Origin of the sequence: Streptomyces sp. NBC_00354 (genome assembly GCF_036106915.1) — a bacterium.
In the GTDB taxonomy this organism is placed as follows: domain Bacteria; phylum Actinomycetota; class Actinomycetes; order Streptomycetales; family Streptomycetaceae; genus Streptomyces.
The window spans coordinates 7486863-7505012 of sequence record NZ_CP107983.1 but is presented as its reverse complement, the minus strand read 5'-3'; the positions used below and the strand labels follow the sequence as shown (position 1 = coordinate 7505012).

Sequence of the window (18150 nt, the reverse complement as noted above, 5' to 3'; positions counted from 1 at the left end):
CGGCTGTACGCGCTGACGGTCCCGGTCGGGCCGCCACGACGACCGATCGAGGGGAAGTGACGGTGCGCCACCGGGACCGGGTACCGCCCCTGGTGTGGGACGCGGCGCTGCCGATCCTTCTCCTCCTCAACGTCGTGACCACCTACCCGGCGCGGGAGCTGCCGGTGGCCGCGGCGCTCACCGCCGCCCTGGCGCTCCCCCTGCTGTGGCGGCGCCGGGCCCCGCTCGCGGTGTTCGGCGCCGTGGCGGCCGCGGCCTTCGTCCAGTGGCTGATGGACGTCCAACTGCCCGCGGACATCGCCCTGCTGGTGGCCCTCTACACGGCGGCCGCGCACACGGGCCGGCGCGGCACGCTCCTCGCCGGTGCCGTCGTGGAGGGCGGAGCCGTGCTGGCCTGCCTGCGCTGGGCACAGGACGGCGCGTTCCTGACCCCGTTCGTCGCGCTCTCCGCGACGGTCGTCGCCGCCGCCGTCCTCGGGGTGAACGTGCGGACCGGCCGGGCCTACCTCGCCGCCGTGCAGGAACGGGCCGAACGGCTGGCGCTGCACCAGGAGCAGCAGGCACGGCTGGCCGTCGCCGAGGAGCGGGCCCGGATCACCCGCGAGATGCACGACATCGTCACCCACAACCTGTCCGTCATGGTCGCGCTCACCGACGCCGCCGTCTACGCCCAGCACAGGTCCCCGGACCGGGCCACCGCCGCGATGCTGCAGATCTCCGAGACGGGCCGGCAGGCGCTGACCGACATGCGGCGCTCGCTGGGCGTCCTGCGGACCGGCGAGCGGGACGCGGAGCGCCACCCGCCGCCCGGCATCGCCCAGCTGGAGGCCCTCGCCGACCAGATGGGCGCCGCCGGGCTACCGACCCGCCTGGAGGTCCGCGGCGGCCACACCCACGTCCCCGCCACCGCACAACTCACCGTCTACCGCCTGGTGCAGGAAGCCCTGACCAACACCCTCAAGCACACACCCGCCGGCACCCGCGCGACGGTCCTGGTCGAGTGCTCGGCCCAGGCCGTCGGCGTGGACGTCACCGACAGCGGCCCCCGCCCGGCGCGGCCCGCCGCCGCACCGCCCGGCCACGGCATCCCCGGCATGCGCGAGCGCGCAGCCGCCTACGGGGGGACGCTGCAGGCCGGACCGCTTCCGGGCGGCGGCTGGGGCGTCCGTACCCGACTCCTCCTCAACGGCGGCGGGGCGGCCTCCGCATGACGATCCGCATCCTGATCGCCGACGACGAGGCGCTGCTCCGGATGGCCTTCGGCACGGTCCTGGAGGCCCAGCCCGACATGACACCGGTCGGCGAGGCCGCGGACGGCGCCCAGGCCGTCCGCCTCGCCCGGGAGCTGCGGCCCGATGTCGTCCTCATGGACGTCCGGATGCCCGGGACGGACGGGATCGAGGCGACCCGACAGGTCGTCGAGGTCTCCCCGCAGAGCAGAGTGCTGATCCTGACCACCTTCGACCTGGACGCGTACGCCTTCGCCGGTCTCGCCGCCGGAGCCTCGGGCTTCCTGCTGAAGAACACCAGGCCGGAGGAGCTGCTCACCGCGATCCGCAACGTCGCGGCGGGCGACGCGGTGCTCTCCCCGCGGATCACCCGGCGCCTGCTGGAGGACTTCCGTCTGCACCTGCCCGACGGCGGCGCCGCCGTCCGCGACGAGCGGCTGGACCGGCTGAGCGCCCGTGAGCGCGAGGTGCTCGTCGAGGTCGGCCGCGGCCTGTCCAACGCCGAGATCGCGGCCGCGCTGTACCTCGCGGAGGCGACCGTGAAGTCCCATCTGGGGCGGATCCTGCACAAGCTCGAACTCCGCGACCGGATCCAGGCCGTGGTCTTCGCCCACGACAACCGCCTGGTCCGCCCGGCCTGAGAAAGTGCTGGGCAATCGGGTGATCACTCGTTCTTGGTCTCGTCGGCGAGGCGGCGGGCTGCTTCGGTCTCGAGCAGGTGCCGCTTTCGGCCCCGTACCCGCTTGACCGCGTCGTATCCGGTCGCCTGGCCGCCCTGGTGACTGCGGGCCGACTGCGAGTCCGGCACCGCCGCCGAAGGCTGCGGATCCCGGCCGCCCGCCTCCCGGACCCGCTCGCGCAACGTGTCGTGAACCCGGCCCCAGGTACCGTCGGCCGCCGATGCGCGGAACCACCGGTAGGCCACGTCCCACGGAGCAAGGTCGTGCGGTACCAGCCGCCACGCGCAGCCGCCGACCAGCACGTACAACACGGTGTCCACAACCGGCCGGCGCGGGAACTTCAGCGGACGACCAGCGCGGCGCGGATCCCGCACCGGGAGAAGGGGCTCGATCACCGCCCACTGAGCATCCGTCAACGACGAGTCGTAGGACGGCTTGCACGCACAGACACACATGATGGTGGTCTTCATGGACGGCTGGACCACGGAGATCACCACCGACGCATCACGGCATGCAGTTGATCAATCACCCAACACTTTCTTGGGCCGCTCCGCGCATGTCCGCCGGGGTGGTGGCCGGACCGTCCGGTACATCGCCGCCACCGGTCGAGCGGTTCCTCAGGAGGTCTCGCGGTGGATGAGGAGGGCCTCTATCGCGGGGACCGGGGGCGTCTTCCCCGTCTCGATCAGCTCGTGGAGGGCGTCGGCGACGCCGGCTGCCGACGGCAGGTCCAGGCGGACCGTCGTGAGGGGCGGTTGCTGGAGGGAGGCGAGGACCAGGTCGTCGGAGCCGACGATCGCGACCTCGTCCGGTACGGCGATGCCCTCGGCCTGGAGGGCGTGCAGGAGCAGCGCCGCGTACTCGTCGTTGTACGCGAAGACGGCGTCCAGGCCCAGGCTCGGCCAGCGCCGGGCCAGGGCGGTCGCGGATTCCCTGGTGTACGCGAGCTCCACGGGGGTCACCGTCGCCATGTGCCGGGCCGCGACCGACGCGGCCCCGGCGAGGCGCGGGCCGGCGAGGGTGGCGAGGCCGCGTTCCTGGGGCATGACCACGCCGATCCTGCTCCGGCCCCGGGCGATGAGGTGCTCGGCCGCGGCCGCGCCGATGTCCGCGTGGTCGAAGCCGATGGTGTGGACGCCCTCGACCGGGCGGGCGGCGAAGGCCAGCAGGGCGCGTACGCCGGCGCGGCTCAGCAGCTCGGCGGCCTGGGCGGTGAAGCGGTCGCCGTCGAGGGCGATGACGGCCGCCGGGCGCAGTTCGGCCCAGGCCCGGGCGGCGTCGAGGGGGTCGGCGAAGCGGCCCGCGTGCAGGACGGCCGTGTAGCCGTGGCGGTCGAGCTCGCTGTGCAGGTCGTCGACCCAGTCGCTGACGAGCCGGCCGATCGCGGAGATCGAGGCGGGCATCAGGACGAGGTTGCTGCGGCCGGCCCGCAGGGACCGGGCAGCGGCGTGCGGTACGTAACCGAGCTGCCGGGCGGCGTCGAGCACCCGCGTACGGGTGCCCTCGCTGACGCGGTGGCCGGGGGTGTCGTTCAGGACGAACGACACGGTGGCGCGTGACACCCCGGCCAGCCGGGCCACGTCGGCGCTGGTGATCGACACGGGCGACGCGGGGGTGCTCGTCTCCCTGGGCTCCCTGGGCATGGTCCTCGGTGCTCCCTTGGGTCGACCGACACCTCTCCTCCCAGGTTACACGAGTTAGATCATTGGCCCCTGCGGGCTTCATGGAGGCGGCGCGAGGGCCCTGCGAGGTCGTCGAGGGCGGTGACGACCGAGTCGAAGCGCATCGTGGTCCGCGTCTGCGCGCCGTACGGCTGCCACTGCGGCATGCCGGGGTGGTTCGGGTCGCCGGTGCGGACGAACGCGATCCAGGCCCGGTGCATGGTCCGCGCGAGCCCGTCGCGGACGGCGGGGGCGAGCCCGGCGAGGAAGGGCGCGTGCGACCACTGCTCGAAGTTGTCGAAGACGAAGGGGAGTTCGAGGCAGTGTGCGGCGCCGAGCCGGCCCTCGTACGCGGGCGCGGGGAGGTCGAACTGGTAGGCCCAGACGGGGTGCCGCGAACCGGCCCTGGCCTCCGCCAGCCCGACGGAGGGGACCCGGAAGAGCTCGTCCGTGATCAGGTCCATGAGGACACCGGCCGGACCGGCGCCGGGGCGGGCCGTCTCGTACGCGGCGTAGACCTCGGGGGCGGCCTCGGCCCCGAAGGTCTCCGCGATCCGGTCGGTCACCTGCTCCCGGGTGGCGGCGGCGTACCCCTCGTCGAGGCCGAAGCCGAAGTTGGCCTCCTCGCGGGTCCACCCGATCATGACGTCGATGCCGGCTGCGGCCCCGTGCAGCAGGGCCTGTGCCGGATGGCGCTCGAGCGTTTCCCCGTCGACGACGGGCAGGAACGGGGTCGGCCAGTAGCCCCACCGCATCGTGCGGGCGAACAGGCCGCCGGCCGCGCCGATCAGGGCCGGCCAGGGCAGTGCGCGCAGTTCCTGCGCGGTCTTGGCGCCGGCCAGCTCCCGATAGGCCTCGGTGCGCTCCCGGTACGCGTCGGGACCGGGGAGGTCGAGCCCGAACGGCGGGCTCTGCAGGATCACCCGGCGGATCAGGCCGGCGGCCTGTGGGTGCCCCGCGAGGGCCGCGGTGGAGACGGCGCCGCCGGACTGGCCGGCGACGGTGATGTGGTCCGGGTCGCCGCCGAAGGAGGCGATGTTCTCCTTCACCCAGTGCAGGGCGGCGAGCTGGTCGGAGAGCCAGGGGTTGGCCACCTCGTCGCTCTCGTCGCCGTCGCCGCCCTCCGGGGGGAGGTAACCGAGCGGCCCGATGCGGTAGTTGATGCCGACGAACACCAGGTCGCCGTCCCGCGCGAAGGTCTCGCCGCCGTAGCCGGGCAGCGAGCCCGATCCGGAGACGAAGCCGCCGCCGTGGATCCACACCAGTACCGGACGGCGGGCGCCGTCCGCCGCGGGCGTCCAGACGTTGAGGGTGAGGCAGTCCTCGTCGAAGGGGGGTGACCCGTGGCCGCCGAGGACCGGGTCGCCGCCTTCCACGTACATCTGCGGGGCGCTGGGGCCGTCGGCGCTCGCGTCGCGCGTGCCGCTCCAGCCGGAATGCGGCCGGGCGGGCCGCCAGCGCAGGTCGCCGACGGGGGGTGCGGCGTACGGGACCGCCCGGAAGACGGAGAGCCCGTCTTCGATCGCGCCGCGAAGCCGGCCTGCGGGGAGGTCGACCACGGGGGGCGGGGTGCGGTTCTCGGTGTGTGCCATGGAGCCCTTCCTTCGTCGCTCCGGGGGCCGGCGGTGCGGTGGACGCACGCCGGCCCCGAACACGCAGAATATGGCGATTCTTCGACGACCGTCAATGATTCTCGATATGTTGCTGGCCTGCGACTCTCACAGCCACAGGCTGTCGGCCGCGACCCGCTCGGCCTCGATCCGCAGCAGCGGCGCGAACGCCCTCCACAGCAGCATGCAGCTGCCGGCGCCGGCCAGCGCCCCGGCGACGGTGTCGCTGAGCCACTGCGCGTGCAGCCAGGTCCGGCTGCCCATCATGGCGACGACGTACAGCGCCGCGAAGAGCCACCACCAGCGGCGCGCCCGCGGGGGGAACACCAGGACGGCGGCCACGAACATCAGCGTCACGGCACTGAACACCTGACCCGACGGGAACGAGCCGTCGTTGACCAGGACCCACGGATGCGGCGGGCGGGGACGATCGACGAGCTGCTTGAGCGGGAGCACCAGGAGGACGTTCGCCATGACGCCGGCGGTGAGGGCGAACAGCCCGGACCGCCAGCGCCCGTAGACGCAGAGGCAGCCGATCAGACCGAGCGGCAGGACCATGCCGAGCGGGCCGCCGAGCCGGTCGAAGACGGTGGCGAGGCCGGTGAGGGCGTCCGCGCGCGAGCCGTTCATGGATGCGGCCCAGCCGTCGTCGAGCCCCTGGAAGACGGGGCGTTCGCCGACCGAGACCAGGAGGCCGATCAGCAGCGACCCGAGCAGGAGGCCGGCGCCGACGGCGACCGCATGGCGGGGCGGGGCCGCCGGGAGGTGGTGGCGGGGAGCGGGGATCAGGGGCGGGGATGCGCGGTGCCCGGACCGGGGCACGGCGGACGAACGTGGCATGGCAGGCCTTTCACGGTGGTCTCCCCAGGCGGTGGGGGCACGCGGAGAGCAGGCACAGGCGGAGGAGGACTTCGCAGGGGGTGGAAAGCCGGGGGCCGGGGGGCCGGTGGGCTCGAGCCCGGGCCCGGGATCCGGGGGCCCCGGAACGGAGGCCCAGGAACGGGAGCCCAGGAACGGAGGCCCGGGAACAGGGACGCCGGCCTCAGGCTCGTGCGGTGAGCGGCGACGGGAGTTGTCGCGATGCGGCACGGAGTATTGCGAATGCGTGACCGCCGCCACAAGCGCAAGAGGGATTCCGGACACAACAGCCCTGCTCAGTGGCCTTGAGATGATGGTTACACGTCCTCGCAGAGTTACCCGTCGGTCGGTCACGATCCGCACATCGCCACGCCGCAACCTCTAGCGACGCCCCGAAATGGGTGCTACACAGTGTCCAAGCGCCGAAGGTGACACGTGTAACAACATCACGTGAACCACAGCCGCCCGCCGAGCCTTCCCCAGGCGGCAGCACCTCGCCGCAGCCCCACGCACGGCGCATCCCTCTCCGCCACGGGCCCCCCGCGCCGAGCCTCTGCACCCCCTTCTCGCCCCGTCCCCCGAGGAGTCGTCATGGCCCAGAACGAACTGATCGATTCGCCCGCCCCGGCGGATCCCGAACCTCCCCGCCAGCGCGCGCTCCTGCCCCTGCTGCTGGTCGCGAACTCCGCCTTGCTGGCCGTCTACATGGGCGTCGGATCGATCCTGCTGCCCACTCAGGTCGCGGAGATCGACCCCGCCAACAAGGTCGCCGTACTCGGTGTGATCGGCGGGATCAGCGCGGTCTTCGCGACCGCCTTCAACCCGATCGCCGGCGCCCTCTCCGACCGCAGCGGCCGCCGCAACCCGTGGATCCTCGGCGGCGCCTTCGCCTCGCTCGCCGCCCTCGCCTTCGTCGGATACGCGACCACCGCGCTCCTCGTCGGCATCGGCTGGTGCCTCGTACAGGCGACCATGAACGTCTACCAGGCCGCGGTCACCGCGATCGTCCCCGACCGGGTGCCCGTCGCCCGGCGCGGCACCGCGTCCGCGCTGGTCGGACTGGGCCTGCCGATCGGCGGCACGGTCGGGGTGCTGATCGCCTCCAAGACCGCGGACCACCTGCAGACCGGGTACCTGGTCTTCGGCGCGATCGTCGCCGCTTCCGCACTGCTGCTCACCCTCCTGTGCCGGGACGTCCCGCGTACCGGTCCCGCCCCGGCCGCCGCCCCGAAGCGGGCCCAACTCGCCGCGTTCCTCTCGGCGTTGGCGAACCACGACTTCCGGTGGGCGTTCATCGGCCGGGCCCTGATGGTCCTCGGCTACTTCTCCGTCGTCGGCTACCAGCTGTACATCCTGGACGACCACATCAGCCTGCCCTCCGGGCTGACCCCGCCCGCCGCGATGGCAGTACTCACCCCCGTGTCGATGGTCGCGATGGCCGTCTCGACCGTGGTGGGCGGGATGCTGTCCGACCGGTGGGACCGCCGCAAGGTGTTCGTCGGCGTCTCGGCCGCCCTCGCCGGGCTCGTCATGGTGGTCCCCGTCATCAGCCCCACCTGGACCGGCATGCTCGTCTTCAGCGCGCTCAACGGGCTCGCGTTCGGCTGCTTCATGGCCGTCGACACCGCACTGGTCACCCTGGTCCTGCCCCGGGCCGAGGACGCCGCCCGTGACATGGGCGTCCTCAACATCGCGAACGCCGGGCCGCAGATCATCGCCCCCTTCGTCGCCTCGGCCGTGGTGACCGTCCTCGGCGGATACACCCCGCTCTTCCTCGTCGGCGGGGCCCTCTCGCTGATCGGCGCACTCGCCATCCTCCCGATCCGCAGCGTGCGCTGATCCCCGGGCCGCCGCTGCCGCATCGCGGCGGCCCGGCTCGAACTCCGGCGGGCGCATGCCGAGGGTCGTGCGCCCGCCGGTCCTGCACCACACCCTCCTCGCACCACCCGTACCGCACCCTCGCCTCCCTCCCCTCCCCTTCCAAGGAGTTCTCTGTGAGACGCAAGCGAGTTCTGCCGCCGGCCGTGTTCCTCGTGTGCACCACAGCCCTCGCGGGTACGGCGCCCGCGGCCGCCTCGCCGCAGACCGCGCCCGCAGCAAGTACGGCGGCGCCCGCGGCCCCGCTGCGGATCCTGCTCACGAACGACGACGGCTACAACGCGCCCGGCATCCGCAAGGCGTTCGAGCGGCTGACCGCCGCCGGGCACGACGTCACCATCGTCGCCCCGCTCACCAACCAGAGCGGCACCGGCACGAAGATGATGAGCGCCCCCACCATCGCGGTGAAACACCCCGAGCCGAAGGTGTGGGCCGTGGACGGCACGCCCGGCGACTCCGTCGCCTTCGGACTCTCCGAGGTCTTCGAGGGACACGCCCCCGACCTGGTGGTCTCCGGCACCAACTTCGGCCCGAACGTGGCCGGTCTCGCCACCCACTCCGGTACGGTCGGCGGCGCCGTCGCCGCCCTCGAGAGCGGCGTCCCGGCGATCGCGCTGAGCACCGGCGGCCTGGCCGTTCCCGATCCGACCGCCACCGTCAATGCGATGGGCCCCACCGTCGACTTCGCCGTGAAGCTGATCGACCGGCTGCGCAGCCGGGCGAGGTCGGGCCCGCTGCTGCCGAAGGGCGTCGGCCTGAACATCAACCACCCGATCGTCGGAGCGGACGGCAAGGGCACCGCCGCCGGTGTGGTCGCGACCTTCCAGGACCCGCAGGCCCCGCTCCAGCCGGACTTCACCGACTCCGGGGACGGCACCTGGAAGGTGAACGTGCAGTTCCGCCCGCAGCCGGCCGCCAAGGGCGGTGACGTGGAGGCGGTGAGTGCCGACAAGATCGCCATCAGCCCGATGAACGCCGACTGGAACACCGGGCCGGCCGACTTCGCGGTCACCTCGGCCCTCATCGCCGGGCTCCGCCCATGAGGCGGCCGGGTACGGGACGGCCGCTGCTCGCCGCCGCCTGTGCGCTGGCTGCCCTGCTCACCCCGGCGCTTCCCGCAGCGGCGGCCACGACGGCTTCGTCCGGCGGGTCTGCGCGCCCGCAGGCCACTGTCGCGCAGGGCGTGCTGCGCGGTCGGCACGACGACGGCTCCGGCGCCCAGGAGTTCCTCGGCGTCCCCTACGCCGCTCCCCCGGTCGGGGACGCGCGGCTGCGCGCGCCGCAGCAGCCGCGCCGCTGGACCGGGGTCCGGGAAGCGGTCCAACAGGCCCCGGCGTGCCTGCAGTTCTCGCCGTTCGGGCTGCGTGATCCGCAGGCCGTCAGCGAGGACTGCCTGTACCTCGACGTGTACCGGCCCCGCACGGCCCACGCCGGAGCCCGGCTGCCGGTGATCGTGTGGATGCACGGGGGTGCGTACAGCCAGGGCACCGGCACGCAGTTCGGCGGCCGCACCATGGCCGATCTGACCGGCAGTGTCGTGGTCAGCATCAACTACCGGCTGGGGCAGCTCGGTTATCTCGGACTGCCCGAGCTCGCCGGGGAGAATGCGCAGCGCTCCGGCTCCTTCGGGCTGATGGACCAGATGGCGGCGCTGCGCTGGACCCGGGAGAACATCGCCGCGTTCGGCGGCAACCCCGGGAACGTCACGGTCTCCGGGCAGTCGGCGGGCAGCGGTTCCGTCTGCTCCCTGCTGGCCGCGCCGTCGGCGGCCGGGCTGTTCCACCGGGCGGTGCTGCAGAGCGGGCCGTGCACGCTGTTGCGTCCGCCGGACGGCGCGCGGGCCGAGTCGCAGGCGCGGGCTTTCGCCGCGGCCGCGGGCTGTACGGATCCGGCCGCGCTGGCCGGGTGCCTGCGGGCCGCTTCCGGGGCCGCGCTGGTCGAGGCGGCCCGTACGGTGCCCACCTCGGGTCCGGCGTCCGGTGACGGGCTGCTGCCGGTCGATCCGGCGACGGCCATCGGGAGCGGGCACTGGAACAAGGTGCCGGTGCTGATCGGGAGCACCCGCTCCGAGGCGCGCCTGTTCGTCGCGCTGACCCAGCCGTACCTGACGCAGGAGCAGTACACCGCGCAGATCCTGGCCGGGTACGGGGCGGCCGGCCCGGAGGTGCTCGCCCGGTATCCGGTGTCGGCGTACGGGTCCCCGTACCTGGCGCTGTCGGCGGTCACGACGGACTCGGCGTTCGCCTGCCAGACGGCATGGACGGCGCAGCTGTTCGCCTCCCAAGTGCCCACGTATTTCTATGAGTTCGACGACCCGAACTCGCCGACGCTGGCAGGGGCGCAGGTACCCGGTCTCGACGAGTCGAATGCGCACAGTGCGGAGCTGGCCTATCTGCACGACTTCACCATGGGCGACCGTCCGCTGACCGCGGAGCAGGTCGCGCTCGCGACACGGATGAAGCGCTACTGGGGTGCGTTCGCGCGCCACGGCGTCCCGGCGGTGCCGGGGCAGACGGCGTGGCCGGCGACGGGGGCCGGGGCCGCCGCCACGGTGCTCACGCTCAACCCCGCGGCGACGCGGACCGGTACCTCGTTCGGGTCGGACCACCAGTGCGCGTTCTGGCGGACGCAGCCGCCCCGGCCGGTGTAGATCCGGCCCAGGCCGTGCGCAGTGGTCGCAGTGGTACGGGGGGCGGCCGCGGCCCGGGATCTCGAGGATCCCGGGCCGCGGCCGTGCTGTGCGCCGGGCCGGTCAGGCGCTCGTGCTGCGGGACCTGCGGCGGCGCAGGGTGAAGGTGCCCGCCGCGAGGGCGACGAGGGCGACGAGGACGGCCCCGACGGTCAGCAGCCAGGCCGGGATCCCGCCGACGGTGAGCAGTTCGCCGGTGTAGATCACCTTGTGGTACGGGGTGTCGGCGGCGGTGGCGCGCAGTTCGTGGTCGCCGTCGATGCGGCCCGGCTCCGGGAACTCCTGGTCGATCGCCGTCAGGAAGGCCGGCTTGCCGCCGGTGAGCGTGGCGAGGCCGCCCTCCGGGGTGACCGTGCCGGCGAAGGTGACCTTCGGCTTGGCGCCGCCGATCGGGGAGGCGGGCTCCATGCGGTGGTCGGCCAGGATGTACAGCCCGAGGGACTGCGGGGTCTTGGCCAGCCGGGACAGCCGCATCGGATAGATCAGCCGGTCGCTGTCGAAGCGGATCTTCAGCGGGTCGAGGGTGCCCGTCAGGGTCTTGCCCTGCTGCCGGGGGGCGAGGCGTACGGCGACGTACTCCCACTTCTGGTCGACGTAGGGCTTCAGCTCGGCGGCGAGGCCCTCGGGCAGCTTGAAGCCGTTGGCTTCCAGCCAGTTGCGCAGTGCGTCGGGGTCGGTCGCGGTGAGGCGTGCGACGTCGAAGTCGCCGAGCTGTTCACGGCCGACGACGCCGACCGAGGGGGCGCCCGCGCCGGGCATCGGGGCTCCCACGGAGTCGCCCGTACCGGAGGAGAACGGCCAGTCCCGGTCGCGCGGCCAGAAGTAGCTGCGGGTCTTGAACTCGGGCCGGGTCAGCCAGGTCAGCTGCCGGAACATCTCCCCGTCGCCCAGCTCCACCGTGGCACGCCCGGGTACCGGCATGATCCAGGCCGCTCGCGGGGCGTCCCCGCGGACGACGAACCGCATCACGATCTGTTCCGTACGGCCGTCGAAGCGCACGACGGAGGTCTCCCGTTCGACGCCGATGCGGGCGTAGCCCTCGGGGATCATCGCGCCGCAGCCGCAGGCGTAGGCCGGGCTGATCAGGGATCCCAGCTGTGTCGCGAGCAGGGCCAGCAGCAGGGCGGCAATTCTTCGTTTCATCCACACGGGGTCTCAGACGTGGGCCCCCGTGATCCGGTTCCGGCCATGATCCGGAACTCTGTCCGGGCCCCGCTGCCGCCCCTGGTCACGAGGCCGTTCCGACTGGCGGAACCCCCTGGTCAGGCCGGTCCCCGATCCCCATACTGCTCGCATGAGAGGGACGGACAAGCCGCGCAGCAGCCCCTTGGTGCCCGACGCGGTGGGGGCGGAGATCGCCCGGCACGACTGGGAGAGCGTCACGTGCGGCTGCGGCCGCAGCGCGGGGCATCTCGTGGACACCTTGTGGGCGGTGGCCGAGGGACACCCGGCCGCCTTCCGCGCGTTGGAGGGCCACGCCTTCCTGTCCGGGCATCTGCACCCGCCCGCTCCGGCGGTGTGCGGGGTGCTGATGGCCGTCTGGTCGGCGGGCCCGCCGCGGCTGGCCACCCGCGAGGCGCTGCTGTGGACCCTGCTGTCCCTGCTCGGCACCGAGGACGACGGGTCCTCGCACGAGGCCGGGCTGTACGGGCAGTGCGCGGCGTTCGTCCGTGCCGGTCTGCCCTCGCTGCGCCACGCGGCGGCCGCCGCTCCGGGCTCCGTGTCGGCCGCCTACGTGGACGGCGTCGTGGAGCTGCTCGGGCTGGGTTCCTGACGGTCCTGCCGCGGAACACCCCCGGCGAGGCAGCGCCGCAGCAGGTCCGGAGTCACGTCCTCCAGGGACTGCGCGAAGGTCCGTACGGGTGAGGCCGGCACCTCCAGCAGCGACGGGACCACCAGCACCCCGCACCCGGCGGCTTCCGCAGAGGCCGCCCCGTCGGGCGAGTCCTCCACCGCCACGCAGTCCCGTACCGCGGCGCCGAGCCGGTCGGCGGCCGCCCGGTACGGGTCCGGGTGCGGCTTCGTCCGGTCCGTGTCGTCGGCGGACAGGGTGAACGCGAACGGGACATGGGCCAGCGAACCGCCGACGACCGAGTCGACGACCAGCCGCGGCGAGGCGCTGACCAGGGCGAAGGGCACGCCCTCGGCCTCGAGCGCGGTCAGCAGCCGTTGGGCGCCGGGCCGCATCGGCGCCCCGGCCTCCACCCGGCGGAAGAAGTCCGCGGTCAGGGCCTGCGCCACCTCGGACGGATCTCCCCCTCCGGAGACCCGTACGAGGTGGGCGGCCGTGTCCTCGACGGCCCGGCCGACGACTTCGGGCGCGTCCGCGCCGGTGAGTTCGTGGCCGAGGCCCTGCGCGATCCGCTCGGTGGTCCGCCACCACAGCACCTCGGTGTCGACCAGGGTGCCGTCCATGTCGAACAGGACGGCGGCGAGGCCGGTCACGCGGACCGGGCCACGACGAGCACCGGACGCTCGGCCAGGCCGACTGCGGCCCGCGCACCCGGTGCCAGCTCGCCGGCGTCCCGCGAGGGCAGGTCCGCCTTGACGGAGGTGCCGCCGGGCAGTTCGAGGTGGAGCCGGGTCACCGCGCCGAAGAAGGACGCGGACACCACGGTGGCCGTGCCTTCGGGGACGGCGGTCGCCGTCACGTTCTCGGGCCGGACCAGCACCTCCACCTCCCGCGTCGCCGTCGGGACGGGGCCGTCGACGGGCAGCCGGGTGCCGGCCACCTCCACCAGGCCGGAGTCGGTGAGCCGTCCGGGCAGCCGGTTCATGGTGCCGACGAACTCGGCGACGAACGGCGTCGCGGGGCGCTCGTACAGCTCGGCCGGGGCCGCGCACTGCTCGAGGCGGCCGGCGTTCAGGACGGCGACGCGGTCGGCCATCGACAGCGCCTCCTCCTGGTCGTGCGTGACGAACACGGTGGTGATGCCGAGGGAGAGCTGGAGCCGGCGGATCTCGTCGCGCAGGTTGGCCCGTACCTTGGCGTCGAGCGCGGAGAGCGGCTCGTCGAGCAGCAGGACGCGCGGGCGCAGCGCCAGGGCGCGGGCGAGTGCGACGCGCTGCTGCTGGCCGCCCGACATCTGGTGGGGGTAGCGGTCGCCGTGGTCCGGCAGGCCGACCAGGTCGAGGAGTTCGGCGGCCCGCTCGCGGCGCTGGGCCGCGCCGACCTTGCGTACGCGCAGGCCGAAGGCCACGTTGTCGCGGGCGCTGAGGTTCGGGAAGAGGCTGTACGACTGGAAGACCATCCCGGCGTCGCGCCGGTTGGCCGGTACGCGGGTGATGTCCTCGCCGTCGACCAGGACTTCACCGGAGTCGGGCTGTTCGAAGCCCGCGACCACGCGCAGGGCGGTGGTCTTTCCGCAGCCCGACGGGCCGAGCAGGGCGACGAGTTCGCCCGGCTCGATGGTCAGGTCGAGTCCGTCGAGGGCGACGGTGGAGCCGAACGCCCGCCGCAGGCCGCGGAATTCGACGCGCGCGCCCGCGGGGGTCGCGGAGTTCGCGGGCTCCTCGGGCTTCCTGGCCGCGGGAAGGGTGGTGGACATGGAGGTCAGGACTCCTTGCGGGAGGTGGGGGACGTGCTGGGGGCGGAGGACACCGTGGCGGGGTTGGTCCCGGCCCGCGAGAGGACGAGCAGCAGCAGCCACGTGATGAGCAGGCTGAGGATGGAGACGGCGACCGACATCCGGGCGTGGGCTCCGGAGATCGTGACGATCCACACGGCGAAGGGCCGGAAGCCCAGCAGGGAGGCGATGGTGAACTCGCCGAGGACCAGGGCCAGCGTGAGGAAGGCGGCTCCGGCGAGGGAGGACCGCAGGTTGGGCAGCAGCACGCGCAGGACCACGTACGGCCAGCTCGCCCCGCAGCTGCGGGCGGCCTCGACGAGCGTCGGCACGTCGATGGCGCGCAGTCCCGCGTCGAGCGAACGGTAGACGAAGGGCAGCGCCAGCACGGTGTACGCGAGGACCAGGACGACGGGGAACTGCTCGTTCTGCACGGCCAGGAAGGTCTGGTAGAACGGCGTCCGCGACAGGCGCTCGGGGCCCCAGCGCAGCACGGTGGTGATACCGGTGACCAGCGCGATCGGCGGGACCACCAGCGGCAGCATGCACATCACCTCCACGACCGGGCGCAGCCGCGGCGAGCCGAGCCGTACGGCGACCAGCGCGGGCACGGCGAGGAGCAGCGACAGCGCGATGGTGGCGGCGGCCAGCCCGAGCGAGAGCAGCATGCTCTCGGTGAACCCGTCGGCGGAGAGCAGCTGGGTGTACGCCTCGAAGCTGATGCCCTGGCCGGGCACGTGCACGGTGAAGACGAAGGAGGCGATGAGGGGGACGAGGAAGTACGCGCCCGCCGGCAGGAGTACGGCTCCGCGCCAGACCCGGGGACGGGGGCGGCGGCGCGGCCGGGAGGCCGGGGCCTGCGCCGTGGAGCCGGCGGGCGCCGCCCCGGTGTCCGGGGCGGTCGGTGCGGGCGTCGGGGTCATCGCAGCCATCGGGCGCTCCGTCGCTGGAGGGGCAGGTAGACCGCCATGACGAGGCCGGCGATCAGGATCATGTCGAGGCCGAGGGCGAGCGCCACGTTCTCCTGTCCGGTCAGTACGTTGCCGGACAGCGCGTCGGCGATCTTCAGCGTGACCAGCGGTACGGAGCCGCCGACGAGGGCCGCGGCCGTGGCGTGCGCGGCGAACGCGGTGCCGAAGAGCAGCACGAACCCGCCGAGCAGCGAGGGCGCCAGGACGGGCAGTCCGACGTGGCGCCAGAACTGCCATCCGGTGGCCCCGTTGTTCTGGGCGGCTTCGCGCCACTGCGGGCGCAGCCCGTCCAGCGCGGGGGCGATCACGAGCACCATGAGCGGGATGAGGAAGTACAGGTAGACCACGGCGAGGCCGGTGAAGGAGTACAGGCTCCAGCCGAGGCTCGTGAGGTCGGCGAGCTGGGTGACGACTCCGGAGATGCCGACGGTGGCGATGAACGCGAACGCGAGCGGCACGCCGCCGAAGTTGGCGAGGACGCCGGAGGCGGTCAGCGCGGCACTGCGCAGGGCCTGGGAGCGGGAGGTGACCAGGCCTTGCGCGATCAGGACCCCGAGCACGCCGCCGATCAGTGCGGTAAGCGCGGAGAGCTGCACGCTGCCGATGAGCGAGCCGAGGTAGGGGCCCTGGAGCGAGCGCGCGAGGTGCTCGCCGGTCAGCCGGGTGGCGCCGCTCGACGGGTCGGTCCGGGTGACCGCGCCGAAGGCGATGGCGCCGAGCGGGACGCCGAAGCAGAGCCCGGTGAAGACGAGGAGCGGGAGGGCGGCGAGCCAGGTGCGCGGGCCGCGCCGCCGGCGGCGGCTGGTGCTGCCGCCGGCGGTGCCCTCCGAGTGGGAGGCTGGGGTGGAGGGGGACATCAGGAGAGGGCCTTGTCCCACTTCTCGGCGAGGGTGGCCTTGGCCTTGTCCAGCTCCGCGGAGGCGGGGAAGGCCGGGGTGCCCTGGATCTGCGGGAGCTTGGCTGCGGCGTCCTTGTCGACGGTGCCGTCCTGGGTCATGACCGGGAGCAGGACCGGGCGGGCGTGGCCCTTCAGCCACAGGTTCTGGCCCTCGGCGCTGTACAGGAACTCCATCCACAGGCGGGCGGCCGCCGGGTTGGGGGCCTCCTTGTTGATGGCCTGCGAGTAGTACTGGGCATAGACGCCGTCGGTGGGTACGGCGACCTTCCAGTCGACGCCCTTGCCCTTGAACTGCTCGGCGTAGCCGGCGTTCAGGTAGTCCCAGTCGATGGAGATGGGCGTCTCGCCCTTCTCGACGGTGGCCGGGGTGGACTCGACGGGGATGAGGTTCCCGCTCTTGCGCAGCTGGCCGAAGAAGTCGATGCCGGGCTGGATGTCCGCGAAGGAGCCCTTGTTGGCGAGGGCGGCCGCGTAGACGCCGCCGAAGGCCGAACCGGACTTGGTCGGGTTGCCGTTGAGGGCGACCTTGCCCTTGTACTCGGGCTTCAGCAGGTCCGCGAAGGTCGTCGGGCAGTTCGGGATCTTGGCCGCGTCGCAGCCGATGGAGATGTAGCCGCCGTAGTCGTTGTACCAGCGGCCGTCGGCGTCCTTCTGGCCGGCCGGGATCTTGTCCCAGGCGGTGACCTTGTACGGGGCGAACAGGTTCTCGCCGGCGCCGCTGCGCGCGAAGGCGATGCCGAGGTCCATGACGTCGGGGGCGCGCTTCTGGCCCTTGCGGGACTTCACGGCGGCGATCTCGTCGGAGCTGGAGGCGTCCGGGTTCTCGCTGTTGACCTTGACCTTGTACTTGGCCTCGAAGGCCTTGATGATCTCGCCGTAGTTCGCCCAGTCCGGCGGCAGCGCGATGACGTTGAGCTGGCCTTCCTTCTGGGCGGCCGCGAGGAGGGCGTCCATGCCGCCGAGGTCGGCGAGCGAGGCGGCGGCGCCCGGCTGGACCTTGGACTTGCCGTCGGCAGCACCGGCGGCCTGGTCGGGAGCGGCGCCACACGCGCTGAGCGTGGTGAGGACGGCGGCGCTGAGCAGTACGGCTGCACCACGGCGGGCGGAGGAACTGAGCACGGTCTCTCCCGGAGACGGGTTCCTGACGGGGGTCTACTTGTCTGAACAAGTTGGCTCCAGTTCGCCCGGCTTCCCTGTACGGACGATGAACGGAGCCTGGACCGCGGGGCACGGCTCGACGAAGAGACGAGAATGACCGAAAGAAGACGTGACAGGAGGGGTGTAATGATCTTCGAGGCCTAGGCCGGCGGGCACTTCGGGTTACGGTCGTCGGCAGATTCGACAGCAAGGGGGCGGCGCGGAATGGGTACGGTCCGGTATCTGGAGATCGCCGAGGCACTGCGTACGGCGATCCTGTCCGGTGAGTACGCGGTGGGCGCCCAGCTGCCCTCGGAGAGCGATCTGGCCGCGCGCTGGTCCGCCTCGCGCGGGACCGTCCGGCAGGCGGTGGCCACGCTCGCCGCGGAAGGGCTGATCGGTTCCCGGCAGGGCGCCCGGAGGATCGTTCTGCGCCACGAGCGCCGGCACAGCTTCGGCGAACTGAACAGCTTCGCCCAGTGGGCCGAGGGGCTCGGCCAAGAGGTCACCAGCCGCTTCCTCTCCCGGATCCGCCGGCCGGCCACCGCCGAGGAGGCGGAGCGGCTCGCGCTCGCGCCGGGCACCGTCATCCTGTACGTGGTGCGGCTGCGGCTCCTCGACGGGGAGCCCACCATGGTGGAGCGGACCGCGTACGCCGACTGGGTCGCGGCCGCGGTCGAGGCGATGCCGGACGACGTCCGCTCGGTGATGGACGGCCTCGCGAACGACTCCGGGATCGTCGCCCATTACGGCGAGCACCTCATCGACGCCCTTCCGGCCGGCAGCGAGGACGCCCGGCTTCTGGAGATCCGGCGCGGGAGCCCGCTGCTGCGCCAACGGCATGTTTCCGCCACCGCCACCGGCCGCCCGATCGAGTGGACGGACGACCGCTACCGCGCGGGAAGCGTCACGTTCAGTGTGAGCAACTCAGCGGTAGCCACTCCGTTGGAGCGCCGTACGGGCGACGGGTGAG

The 18150-nt window shown here is 73.1% G+C and carries 17 protein-coding genes; 7 read left to right on the top strand and 10 right to left on the bottom strand.

What is annotated here, in order from left to right; genetic code table 11:
• Positions 1 to 56 precede the first annotated feature (56 nt).
• Together OHT74_RS34430 and OHT74_RS34425 are read left to right on the top strand one after the other, a co-directional pair.
• Positions 57 to 1211, top strand: a complete 1155-nt coding sequence (locus tag OHT74_RS34430; RefSeq protein ID WP_328622362.1) for a sensor histidine kinase — start codon at positions 57 to 59, stop codon at positions 1209 to 1211.
• Complete coding sequence (locus tag OHT74_RS34425) at positions 1208 to 1870, top strand: response regulator transcription factor (protein ID WP_328622361.1); 663 nt, start codon at positions 1208 to 1210, stop codon at positions 1868 to 1870. The genes OHT74_RS34430 and OHT74_RS34425 overlap by 4 nt, the downstream gene beginning before the upstream one ends.
• Before the next feature lie 23 nt (positions 1871 to 1893).
• Here OHT74_RS34425 and OHT74_RS34420 read toward each other — a convergent pair whose 3' ends face one another.
• The 4 genes from OHT74_RS34420 to OHT74_RS34405 all read right to left on the bottom strand — a co-directional run bounded on the left by OHT74_RS34420 (position 1894) and on the right by OHT74_RS34405 (position 6020).
• Complete coding sequence (locus OHT74_RS34420) at positions 1894 to 2325, bottom strand: transposase (RefSeq protein ID WP_443047620.1); 432 nt, start codon at positions 2323 to 2325, stop codon at positions 1894 to 1896.
• Between the two features lie 201 nt (positions 2326 to 2526).
• Positions 2527 to 3552, bottom strand: a complete 1026-nt coding sequence (locus tag OHT74_RS34415) for a LacI family DNA-binding transcriptional regulator (protein WP_328622360.1) — start codon at positions 3550 to 3552, stop codon at positions 2527 to 2529.
• A 59-nt stretch (positions 3553 to 3611) separates the two neighbouring features.
• A complete protein-coding gene (locus tag OHT74_RS34410) occupies positions 3612 to 5162 on the bottom strand; it encodes a carboxylesterase/lipase family protein (protein WP_328622359.1) in 1551 nt (516 codons plus the stop codon).
• A gap of 126 nt (positions 5163 to 5288) precedes the next feature.
• Positions 5289 to 6020 (bottom strand): phosphatase PAP2 family protein, encoded by a 732-nt coding sequence (locus OHT74_RS34405; protein ID WP_328622358.1) that lies wholly within the window; start codon positions 6018 to 6020, stop codon positions 5289 to 5291.
• Between the two features lie 609 nt (positions 6021 to 6629).
• On the opposite strand from OHT74_RS34405, the gene OHT74_RS34400 reads away from it, so the two are divergent.
• From OHT74_RS34400 to OHT74_RS34390, 3 genes are all read left to right on the top strand, one after another.
• The gene (locus OHT74_RS34400) at positions 6630 to 7877 is read left to right on the top strand and encodes an MFS transporter (RefSeq protein WP_266670081.1); all 1248 of its coding nucleotides are present in this window, start codon (positions 6630 to 6632) and stop codon (positions 7875 to 7877) included.
• Between the two features lie 155 nt (positions 7878 to 8032).
• Positions 8033 to 8959, top strand: a complete 927-nt coding sequence (gene surE / locus OHT74_RS34395) for a 5'/3'-nucleotidase SurE (RefSeq protein WP_328622357.1) — start codon at positions 8033 to 8035, stop codon at positions 8957 to 8959.
• Entirely contained in the window at positions 8956 to 10566 is a 1611-nt protein-coding gene (locus OHT74_RS34390) for a carboxylesterase/lipase family protein (protein WP_328622356.1), read from the top strand. Before surE ends, OHT74_RS34390 begins: the two co-directional genes overlap by 4 nt.
• Positions 10567 to 10668: 102 nt before the next feature.
• Here OHT74_RS34390 and OHT74_RS34385 read toward each other — a convergent pair whose 3' ends face one another.
• On the bottom strand, positions 10669 to 11748 hold the full coding sequence (locus OHT74_RS34385; RefSeq protein ID WP_267001499.1) for a DUF2330 domain-containing protein: 1080 nt from the start codon (positions 11746 to 11748) through the stop codon (positions 10669 to 10671).
• Between the two features lie 151 nt (positions 11749 to 11899).
• Between OHT74_RS34385 and OHT74_RS34380 the strand changes: the two genes are divergently transcribed.
• Positions 11900 to 12379: a hypothetical protein gene (locus OHT74_RS34380; RefSeq protein WP_266670073.1), complete on the top strand. Its 480-nt coding sequence runs from the start codon at positions 11900 to 11902 to the stop codon at positions 12377 to 12379.
• Here OHT74_RS34380 and OHT74_RS34375 read toward each other — a convergent pair.
• The 5 genes from OHT74_RS34375 to OHT74_RS34355 are packed head-to-tail and all read right to left on the bottom strand — an operon-like array spanning position 12337 to position 17159.
• Positions 12337 to 13050, bottom strand: coding sequence for an HAD family hydrolase (locus OHT74_RS34375; protein WP_328622355.1), 714 nt, complete (start codon positions 13048 to 13050; stop codon positions 12337 to 12339). The genes OHT74_RS34380 and OHT74_RS34375 overlap by 43 nt on opposite strands.
• The gene (locus OHT74_RS34370; protein WP_328622354.1) at positions 13047 to 14153 is read right to left on the bottom strand and encodes an ABC transporter ATP-binding protein; all 1107 of its coding nucleotides are present in this window, start codon (positions 14151 to 14153) and stop codon (positions 13047 to 13049) included. Before OHT74_RS34370 ends, OHT74_RS34375 begins: the two co-directional genes overlap by 4 nt.
• Before the next feature lie 5 nt (positions 14154 to 14158).
• Positions 14159 to 15103: an ABC transporter permease gene (locus OHT74_RS34365; protein WP_328622353.1), complete on the bottom strand. Its 945-nt coding sequence runs from the start codon at positions 15101 to 15103 to the stop codon at positions 14159 to 14161.
• Complete coding sequence (locus OHT74_RS34360; RefSeq protein WP_266670065.1) at positions 15091 to 15999, bottom strand: ABC transporter permease; 909 nt, start codon at positions 15997 to 15999, stop codon at positions 15091 to 15093. Before OHT74_RS34360 ends, OHT74_RS34365 begins: the two co-directional genes overlap by 13 nt.
• A complete protein-coding gene (locus tag OHT74_RS34355; RefSeq protein ID WP_443047619.1) occupies positions 15999 to 17159 on the bottom strand; it encodes an ABC transporter substrate-binding protein in 1161 nt (386 codons plus the stop codon). Before OHT74_RS34355 ends, OHT74_RS34360 begins: the two co-directional genes overlap by 1 nt.
• Before the next feature lie 243 nt (positions 17160 to 17402).
• On the opposite strand from OHT74_RS34355, the gene OHT74_RS34350 reads away from it, so the two are divergent.
• Positions 17403 to 18149: a GntR family transcriptional regulator gene (locus OHT74_RS34350; RefSeq protein ID WP_266670063.1), complete on the top strand. Its 747-nt coding sequence runs from the start codon at positions 17403 to 17405 to the stop codon at positions 18147 to 18149.
• Position 18150: the final 1 nt, after the last annotated feature.